Raw genomic sequence first — 358 nt, 5'->3', positions numbered from 1 at the left:
TGGAAGAGCAGAAAAATGATTGAGAAATTAATCAGTTCTAAAGAATAGCTCAGTTGGTTTAGAGCATCCCGAATTAACTTCGGGAGGGTCGGGGGTTCGAACCTTCCGAAATCAATTCGGAACAGGCTCTCATCGCCCACTAGATTTTAAAAGCCGAAGTTTTTACTTCGGTTTTTTTTATGGAATTTTTTGTCTACATATTATACTCACACACCCTTGACCGGTATTATGTTGGGTCTACCGAAGATATATCCCATCGGTTGCGGGAGCATTTATGGAATCACAAAGGGTTTACCTCAAAAGCTAAGGATTGGGAATTAAAATATTCTGAAATTTTTAAAACTAGATCCGAAGCCGT

General features: G+C 39.1%; 1 protein-coding gene. It reads left to right on the top strand.

Going from position 1 to position 358, the window contains the following annotated elements; translation table 11 throughout:
- Positions 1–179: 179 nt before the first annotated feature.
- The coding region (locus RT250_RS13635) for a GIY-YIG nuclease family protein (RefSeq protein WP_353963221.1) at positions 180–358 on the top strand (179 nt) is incomplete at its 3' end.

Source organism: Aequorivita sediminis, from assembly GCF_032080575.2.
GTDB lineage: Bacteria > Bacteroidota > Bacteroidia > Flavobacteriales > Flavobacteriaceae > Aequorivita > Aequorivita sediminis.
This window is presented reverse-complemented; position numbering and strand designations above follow the sequence as displayed.